5 protein-coding genes and 1 pseudogene are annotated in these 9,174 nt (G+C 70.5%); 5 read left to right on the top strand and 1 reads right to left on the bottom strand.

Annotated features, from left to right (window positions below; translation table 11 throughout):
- A pseudogene (locus D588_RS24745) lies at window positions 1-411 on the bottom strand (membrane-bound PQQ-dependent dehydrogenase, glucose/quinate/shikimate family); the annotation flags it as partial.
- 345 nt (window positions 412-756) lie between these two features.
- Between D588_RS24745 and D588_RS0113210 the strand changes: the two are divergent.
- The 5 genes from D588_RS0113210 to D588_RS0113190 all read left to right on the top strand — a co-directional run bounded on the left by D588_RS0113210 (window position 757) and on the right by D588_RS0113190 (window position 8,999).
- Complete coding sequence (locus D588_RS0113210; protein WP_017916319.1) at window positions 757-1,899, top strand: efflux RND transporter periplasmic adaptor subunit; 1,143 nt, start codon at window positions 757-759, stop codon at window positions 1,897-1,899.
- A 10-nt stretch (window positions 1,900-1,909) separates the two neighbouring features.
- Entirely contained in the window at window positions 1,910-5,038 is a 3,129-nt protein-coding gene (locus D588_RS0113205) for an efflux RND transporter permease subunit (RefSeq protein WP_017912444.1), read from the top strand.
- Window positions 5,035-6,477 carry an efflux transporter outer membrane subunit gene (locus D588_RS0113200; RefSeq protein ID WP_017916318.1) on the top strand — a complete coding sequence of 481 codons (1,443 nt, stop codon included), beginning with the start codon at window positions 5,035-5,037 and terminating at the stop codon, window positions 6,475-6,477. The genes D588_RS0113205 and D588_RS0113200 overlap by 4 nt, the downstream gene beginning before the upstream one ends.
- 434 nt (window positions 6,478-6,911) lie before the next feature.
- Window positions 6,912-7,769, top strand: coding sequence for a PA4780 family RIO1-like protein kinase (locus D588_RS0113195; RefSeq protein WP_017916317.1), 858 nt, complete (start codon window positions 6,912-6,914; stop codon window positions 7,767-7,769).
- A 270-nt stretch (window positions 7,770-8,039) separates the two neighbouring features.
- A complete protein-coding gene (locus tag D588_RS0113190) occupies window positions 8,040-8,999 on the top strand; it encodes an alpha/beta hydrolase (protein ID WP_017916316.1) in 960 nt (319 codons plus the stop codon).
- Window positions 9,000-9,174: the final 175 nt, after the last annotated feature.

Below are 9,174 nucleotides of genomic sequence, written 5' to 3'. Positions count from 1 at the left end.
GGCGCAGGCCAGCGCCAGCACCGCCGCCAGCGCATAGGCGCCGCGTCCGCCGGGCAGGCCGCGGGCGCGGCGCAGGGTCGGGTAGACCAGGGCGACCAGCAGCGCCAGCACCGCCGGCATCATCAGCCGCGATACCAGCGGCCAGAACGCCAGGCCCGCATCCCAGTACGCCCAGGCCACGCTCAGCACGAACGCCAGTGCGTACAGCCAGGCACCGGCCGGACGCCGCCGCAGCAGCAGCACGGCCGAGACCACGCAGGCCGCGCCCATCGCCAGGAAGTAGAGGCTGCCGCCGAGGGTGGCCAGGCGGATGCCGCCGACCAGCAGCGCCAGCCCGATCAGCGCCAGCAGCAGGCCGACGCTCCACAGCAAGATCCGGCCGCCGGCCGACACATCCGATTGGGTTTGCACGTTTTCGATCCTCTGCAGGGGAGACGCACGGCGTCCGCGGCCGGCCACGGGGGCGGCGAAGGCGGGCGTGCGCACGATGGCATGCCGCGGCGGGAAACGACGTCGGCAAGATGGGCGATTATCGCATTTGTGTTCGGTAATAGAACGAATGGCGCCGTCCGCGGGTGCGACGCTGTGTGCCGGTTTCCGACGTTTCTCCGACCTTGGTGAAGCCCGTACAACGCACTGTTACAGACATGGTGCGATGCGACACATCCGTGGAGTAGCGTTGCGCGTTTCTTCCCAGCCGCACTCCCCATGTCCGACCGTTTCCAGGCGCCTCGTCGTCCCGTTCGCTGTGCCGTATTGCTGGCCGTTGCCGTGGCCGGAGGCTGCTCCGGCGACAAGCCGGCGGCCGCGCCGCCGCCGCGGGTGGGGGTGCTGACCCTGGGCGCGCGCACGCTGCCGGTGGAGCGCACCCTGGCCGGCCGCACCGTGGCCTACGAGACCGCCGACGTGCGCCCGCAGGTCGGCGGGCTGCTGCGCCAGCGCCTGTTCCAGGAGGGCCAGGAGGTCAAGGCAGGGCAGGCGCTATACGTGATCGATCCGGCGCCGTACCAGGCCGCCTACGACATCGCCCGCGGCAACCTGGTGCAGGCCGAGGCGGCGCTGGCCAGTGCGCGGCCCAAGGCCGAGCGCACCCGCAGCCTCACCGACATGGACGCGGCCAGCAAGCAGGACGCCGACGACGCGGTGTCCGCGCTGCGCCAGGACGAGGCGGCGGTGGTCGCGGCCAAGGCGGCGTTGCAGGCGGCGCGCATCAACCTCGACTACACCCGCATCACCGCGCCGATCTCCGGCACCATCGGCACCTCCGCCTACACCGTCGGCGCGCTGCTCACCGCCGCGCAGGACGCGGCGCTGACCACCATCCAGCGGCTGGACCCGATCTACCTGGACGTCACCCAGTCCAGCACGCAGATGCTGGCGCTGCGCCGGCAGCTCGACGCCGGGCAGATCCACGCCATCGACGGCAAGGCGCAGGTGCAGGTGCGGCTGGAGGACGGCAGCACCTATCCGCACGCCGGCACCCTCGAATTCGTGGGCACCCAGGTCAACGCCGGTACCGGCAACGTCACCCTGCGCGCGGTGGTGCCCAATCCCGAGCACCTGCTGCTGCCGGGCATGTATCTGCGCGCGGTGCTGCCGATGGCCACCGACCAGGGCGCGGTGCTGGTGCCGCAGCAGGCGGTGACCCGCGACAGCAAGGGCGAGCCGGTGGTGAAGCTGCTGGATGCGCACGACAAGGTGGTGGAGCGGCACATCCGCACCGGCGAGGCCATCGGCCACGACTGGCTGGTGGAGTCCGGGCTCAAGCCGGGCGAGCGCCTGATCGTGGTCAACGGCAGCCGTGCCGAACTCGGCAAGCCGGCGCAGCCTTACCCGGTCACCGCCGCCCAGCTCGATGCCGCGCCGGCGCTGCCGGGCGACGACGCCCAGGCCGACTGAGGACTCCCGCATGTCGCGCTTCTTCGTCAACCACCCGGTGGTGGCCTGGGTCATGGCCATCGTCATCGTCCTGATCGGCATGCTGGCCATCCATGGGCTGCCGGTCGAACGCTATCCGCACATGGCGCCGCCCACCATCACCGTGCGCGCCACCTACACCGGCGCCTCGGCGCAGACGGTGGAGAACACCGTCACCCAGCTGATCGAGCAGTCGCAGCAGAGCCTGGACCACCTGCTGTACATGACCTCCACCAGCGCCTCCGACGGCACCGCGCAGGTCAACCTGGTGTTCGAGACCGGCACCAACGCCGACACCGCGCAGGTGCAGGTGCAGAACCAGTTGCAGTCGGTGATGTCGGTGTTGCCGCAGGCGGTGCAGCAGAACGGCCTGGTCATCACCAAGTCCAGCGGCTCGCTGTTCGAGGTGGTGGCGTTCACCTCCGACGACGGCAGCATGGACAACTTCGATGTCGCCAACTACATGGAATCGAACATCGACGACCAGATCAGCCGCGTCAGCGGCGTCGGCAACATCCAGCCGATGGGCTCGGAATACGCCATGCGCATCTGGCTGGACCCGGAGAAGCTGCGCAAGTACGCGCTGATGCCCTCGGACGTGGAGAACGCGCTGCAGTCGCAGAACACCGACGTGTCGGCCGGCGAGATCGGCGGCCAGCCGGCGCTGCGCGGGCAGCGCCTGGACGCCACCGTGACCACCCGCAGCCGCCTGCAGACCCCGGCGCAGTTCGGCGCGATCGTGCTCAAGAGCGATGCCAGCGGCGCCGCCGTGCACCTGTCGGACGTGGCCAGGATCGGCCTGGGCCCGGAGACCTACGACAGCATCACCCGCTTCAACGGCAAGCCCTCGGCCTCGCTGGGCATCGAGCTCAACTCCGATGCCAACGCGGTGGAGACCTCCAAGGCCATCGACCAGCGCCTGCAGGAACTCAAGCAGTATTGGCCGCACGGCTTCAACTACCACATCGCCTTCAGCACCACGCCGTTCGTCACCACCTCGATCAAGGAAGTGGTCATCACCCTGATCGAGGCGGTGCTACTGGTCGTGGCGGTGATGTACCTGTTCCTGCAGAACTGGCGCGCCACGCTGATCCCGACCATCGCCGTGCCGGTGGTGCTGATGGGCACCTTCGGCGTGCTCGCCGCGTTCGGCTACTCGATCAACACCCTGACCATGTTCGCGATGGTGCTGGCGATCGGCCTGCTGGTCGACGACGCCATCGTGGTGGTGGAGAACGTGGAGCGGGTGATGGGCCAGGAAGGCCTGCCGCCGAAGGAAGCCACGCTGCGCTCGATGCAGCAGATCGGCGGCGCCCTGGTCGGCATCGTGCTGGTGCTGACCGCGGTGTTCGTGCCGATGGCGTTCTTCAACGGCGTCACCGGCGTGATCTACCGGCAGTTCTCGATCACCATCGCCGCCTCGATGATCCTGTCGGTGCTGGTGGCGATGACCCTGACTCCGGCGCTGTGCGTGACCATCCTCAAGCCGCTGCACCAGGGCGAGGCGCCGATCGGCTCGCACGGGCGCCTGGGCTGGTTCTTCATCTGGTTCAACACCCGCTTCCGGCACCTGTCCGAGCGCTACCGCACGCTGGTTGAGCGGGTGCTGGGCAAGCGCGCGCTGGGCCTGCTCGCCTATGCGCTGCTGATCGCGGTCACCGGCCTGCTGCTGTGGCGCCTGCCCGGTGCGTTCCTGCCCGACGAGGACGAGGGCATGCTCAACGTGCTGGTCAAGCTGCCGGCCGGCTCCACCCTGGAGCAGACCCTGGCGGTGACCGACCGGCTGACCAAGGCCGCGTTGAAGGATCCGGGCGTGCGCTCGGTGCTGTCCTCAGCCGGCTTCAGCGTCACCGGCGCCGGCCAGAACGTCGGCATGGCCTTCGTGCGGCTGAAGGACTGGGACGACCGCGACGACGATGCGGCGACCATCGCCGACCATCTGAACAAGGCGCTGGCCGACGTGCCCGACGCGGAACTGTTCGTGACCTCGCCGCCGGCGATCACCGGCCTCGGCGACGCCTCCGGCTTCACCTTCGAGCTGATGGACTACGAAGGCGCCGGCCATGCCGCCCTGGTCGCCGCGCGCGACAAGCTGCTGCGGCTGGCCCAGCACGATCCCAAGCTGATGAACGTGCGCTACGCCAGCCTGGAAGACGCGCCGGTGTACGCGGTCAAGATCGACGATGCCAAGGCGCAGGCGCTGGGCGTGGACCCGGGCGACATCAACGCCACGCTCAACAGCGCGCTCGGCGGCGACTTCGTCAACAACTTCATCTACAAGGGCCGCATCAAGAAGGTCTACGTGCAGGGCGACGCCGACGCACGCATGGCGCCGCAGGACCTGGACCGTTGGACGGTGCGCAACGGCGGCGGCGACATGGTGCCGATGTCGGCGTTCACCCGCTCGCACTGGACCAGCGCGCCGGCCGCGCTGGAACGCTACAACGGCGTGTCGGCGATGGAGCTGACCGGCCAGGCGGTGCCCGGGGTCAGCTCCGGCGCGGCGATGGACGCGATGGCCGAACTCAGCAAGCAGTTGCCGCACGGCTTCGGCTACGCGTGGTCGGACATGGCCTACCAGGAAAAGCTGTCGGCCAACCAGGCGCCGGCGCTGTATGCGATCTCGCTGCTGTTCGTGTTCCTGTGCCTGGTGGCGCTGTACGAGAGCTGGTCGATTCCGTTCGCGGTGATGCTGGCGGTGCCGGTAGGCGTGTTCGGCGCGGTGCTGCTGATGACCCTCCGCGGCCTGGAGAATGATGTGTACTTCCAGGTCGGCCTGCTGACCACGGTGGGCCTGGCGGCGAAGAACGGCATCCTCATCGTCGAGTTCGCGCGCGACCTCGAACACCGCGGCGAAAGCCTGCTCGCCGCCACCCTGCACGCGGTGCAGATGCGCCTGCGGCCGATCCTGATGACCTCGCTGGCGTTCCTGCTCGGCGTGCTGCCGCTGGTGTTCAGCAAGGGCGCCGGCTCGGCCGCACGCCACTCGCTGGGCACCGGCGTCACCGGTGGCACCCTGGCCTCGATCACCCTGGGCCTGTTCTTCGTGCCGCTGTTCTATGTGATCGTGCGCCGGATGTTCCCAGGACCGGCGGTCGCCCACCCGGAGACGCAGGCATGAGCGCGTTGACCCGCATGAGCGTGGCGGTGGCCACGCTGTTGGCCCTGTCCGGCTGCACCCTGGCGCCCACCTACGTACGCCCGGCGGCACCCGTGCCGGCCGACCTGGCCGCGGTCGACGCGGCGCCCGCCGCCGGCGCCGCCGCCGACACGCTGGCGATGCCGGACTGGCAGCAGGTGTTCCTGGATCCGCGGCTGCGCCAGACCATCGCGCTGGCCTTGCAGAACAACCGCGACCTGCGCGTGGCGGTGCTGTCCATCGACAAGGCACGCGCGCAGTACCGCCTCCAGCGCGCCGCGCAACTGCCGTCGTTCGACGCCAACGCCAGCATGAGCCGCAGCCGCAGCAGCGCCGCCAGCAACGACGACGGCGTCTCCCAGGTCAGCACCAGCGACACCCTGCAGGTCGGGCTCAGCAGCTGGCAGCTGGATCTGTTCGGGCAACTGCGCAGTCTCAAGCAGGAAGCGCTGCAGAACTGGCTGTCCAGTGCGGAAAACCAGCGCAACGTGCGCCTGACCCTGGTCGCCCAGGTCGCCGCGGCGTGGCTGACCGTGGGCGCGGACCAGGCGCAACTGGCGCTGGCGCAGCAGACCCTGGACAGCCAGGCGCAGACCCTGCAACTGACAGAGCGCCGCCACAGCATCGGCAGCGCGTCCGGGCTGGACCTGGCGCAGCAGCAGACCAGCGTGGAGTCGGCGCGCGTGGCCGTCGCCAGCGCCGCCACCCAGCTGGCGCAGGCGCGCGATGCGCTGCAACTGCTGGTCGGCGCGCCGGTGGACGCAGCGCTGCTGCCGACCGCGCAGGCGATGCAGGACAGCGTGGCGCTGGCGCCGCTGCCGGCGCACCTGTCCTCGGCGGTGCTGCTGCAGCGCCCGGACGTGCTCGCCGCCGAGCACACCTTGCAGGCGGCCAACGCCGACATCGGCGCCGCACGCGCGGCGTTCTTCCCGTCGCTGAGCCTCACCGCGTCCACCGGGCGCAGCAGCGATGCGCTGTCCACGCTGTTCGCCGCCGGCAGCCGCACCTGGTCGTTCGTGCCCAGCATCACCGCGCCGATCTTCCACGCCGGTGCGCTGAAGGCCTCGCTGGACGCCTCCAAGCTCGGCAAGGACATCGCCGTGGCGCAGTACGAGAAGGCGATCCAGTCGGCCTTCGCCGAAGTGGCCGACGCCCTGGCCACGCGCGACCACCTGCAGGCGCAGCTGACCGCGCAGCAGGCCCTGGTCGACGCCAGCCAGCGCAGCTACACCCTGGCCGACGCGCGCTACCGCGCCGGCCTGGACGGCCATCTGCCGGTGCTGGATGCGCAACGCTCGCTGTTCGCCTCGCAGCAGGCGCTGATCGCGCTGCGCCTGCAGGACGCCAGCAACCGCGTCACCCTGTACCAGGTGCTCGGCGGCGGCGCCGACGCCCAGGCCCAGGTCGCTGCCTCGCCCTGAGCCGGAACCGAGGCAGCGCGAGGCCGGGCCTGGGCTGGCCTGAGGCGAGCCCGAGGCCGGCAGGCCTGAGCGTGCAGAAGCGTCGCTACGCACGACGCGCTTCTGTGGGAGGGACTTCAGTCCCGACGCGATGGCAGTCGAACGCCTATCCAACCATCCACCCAGGCAACGCCTCGCGCGCGTCCTCGCCGCACACAGCACGACAGCCCTGCGCCACCGTCTCGAAAGCTGAACGCGGCGGCACACCTCGGCGGCCGTCGTAGACAAATGCCGGGCGCCGCCGCGCCGCCCAATCGTTCGTCGCACAGGCCGCAAGCCGCGTTGTGCGTATCTCCGGCGCGTTGGCGACACGGTCGGCGCCGTACCGGCACGCCGGGCACCACACCAGCCTTGGGCCATAATCGCGGCGACTCACTCCAGGTACGCCGCACCCGATGAAGATTCCCCCGAGCCTGCAGCCGCTGATCGACGACGGCGTCATCGACGGCGTGCTGCGCCCGCTCAAGAGCGGCAAGGAGGCCGCGGTCTACGTGGTCCAGGCCGGCGACGACGTGCTCTGCGCCAAGGTCTACAAGGACATGGCGCAGCGCAGCTTCCAGGCGCGCGTGCAGTACCAGGAAGGGCGCAAGGTGCGCGGCAGCCGCCAGGCGCGGGCGATCGGCAAGGCCAGCAAGTTCGGCCGCCGCGAGCAGGAAGCCGCGTGGAAGGACACCGAGGCCAACACCCTGTACCAGCTGGTGGACGCCGGCGTGCACGTGCCGCAGCCGCGCGGCTACTTCCACGGCGTGCTGCTGATGGACCTGGTCACCGATGCCGACGGGCAGAGCGCGCCACGCCTGGGCGAGGTGGAACTGGAACCGGAGCAGGCGCGCGCCTTCCACACGCAGCTGGTCGGCGACGTGGTGAAGATGCTGTGCCTGGGCCTGGTCCACGGCGACCTGTCCGAATACAACGTGCTGGTCGGTGCCGACGGCCCGGTGGTGATCGACTTCCCGCAGGTGGTCAGCGCCGCCGGCAACAACGCCGCCCGCAGCATGCTGCTGCGCGACGTGCACAACCTGCGCGACTGCCTGGGCCGCTTCGCGCCCGAGCTCAACGCCACCCACTACGGCGAGGAGATGTGGGCGCTGTACGAGAAGGGCACACTGCGCCCGGACAGCGCGCTCACCGGCCGCTTCACCTTCGACACCCGTCGCGCCGACGTGCGCGCGGTGCGCGCCTCGATCGAGGACGCGCGGCAGGAAGCCATCATCCGCCAGCAGGGCCGCGAAGCCGCCGCGCAGGACGACTGAGCCGCGTTCCGGCGCGCAGCGCGCAAGTCCATGCTGCGCCGCAATGTGGCGGCGACGCGTGCGCGCCCGGTCGCCAGCGCGTGCTCCAAGCTGCGCAATGCCTCGCCGCGTCTGCATTGCACGCGCATCCGCGCCGTGACGATCGGCCGCCTGCCGCTGACCCGTCGGCTACCGCGCATCGGCGTTCCAGTTCGCTTATTTGCGGAAATGGTTATCGATCATAACAATCCGCCCGACGCCGCTTGCGCAGCCGCCCCGGGAGGGCCACCCATGTATTTCGATCCAGACGTCGTCCGTTTCTTCGCCCAGGCCCAGCAGTCCGGGCAGCCGCCGATGGAGGAACTGCCCTTGCCCCAGGCGCGGGCGATGATGCGCGGCGTCGCCGCGCAATTCGGTTTCCCGCGCGTGGAGATGGCCGAGGTCCGCGACCTGCAGGCACCGGGCCCGGCCGCCCCGATTCCGCTGCGCCTGTACCGCCCGCACGGCCTCGACGCTAGCCTGGCGCCGACCTGCCTCTACGCGCATGGCGGCGGTGGCGTGGTCGGCGACCTCGATTCGCACGACGACGTGTGCCGGCAACTGGCCGCGCGTGCCGGCTGCCAGGTGCTGGCGGTGGACTACCGGCTGGCGCCCGAACATCCGGCGCCGGCCGGCATCGAGGACGTGATCGCGGTAGTGCACTGGCTGGCCGCGCACCCGGGTGAGGTCGGTGCCGATCCGCAGCGCCTGGCCATCGCCGGCGACAGCATGGGCGGCGCCCTGGCGGCGAGCGCCGCGCTGGCCGCGCGCGATGCCGGCATCGCCCTGCGCTGTCAGATCCTGATCTATCCGCTGACCGACGTGCGCCCGGACAATCCCTTTCCCTCGCGCGTGCGCAACGCCGGCATCCCGCCGCTGACCGAAGCGGCGATGCGCTACTTCGACCGCCAGCTGCTGCCGGACCCGTCGCTGGCATCGGACTGGCGCATTTCCCCGGTGGTGGCGCCGGACGTGGCCGGCGTCGCCCCGGCGCTGGTGGTGCTCGCCGACCGCGACGCGCTGCACGACGAAGGCCTGCACTACGCGCAGCGCCTGCGCGAAGCGGGCGTGGAAACCCTGGTGCGCGTCTACCCCGGCATGATCCACGGCTTCATCAACATGGGCAGGGTGATGCGCGTGGCCGGCGAAACCCTGGACCTGGCCGCGCTGCTGCTGCGCCAGCGGCTGCTGCCGGTGGCCGCGCAGGAGTGAGCCCAACCGCAGTGCGTACCCCCTCCCGGCAATCGCCGCCGGCGCTGGCTTCGTCTGGAACCATGTGCCAGTCGCGCGGATGCGTCGGCTTCCGTAGTCAAAGCCCCTCTCCCCCCGGGAGAGGGGTTGGGGTGAGGGTCCGGGAGCGCAGCGCCGCCTCCGGACCTTAATGCAC

The organism is Xanthomonas sp. SHU 308 (assembly GCF_000364645.1).
Taxonomy (GTDB): domain Bacteria; phylum Pseudomonadota; class Gammaproteobacteria; order Xanthomonadales; family Xanthomonadaceae; genus Xanthomonas_A; species Xanthomonas_A sontii.
The sequence above is the reverse complement of the archived record's forward strand: the minus strand, read 5'-3'. Positions and strand labels throughout refer to the sequence as shown.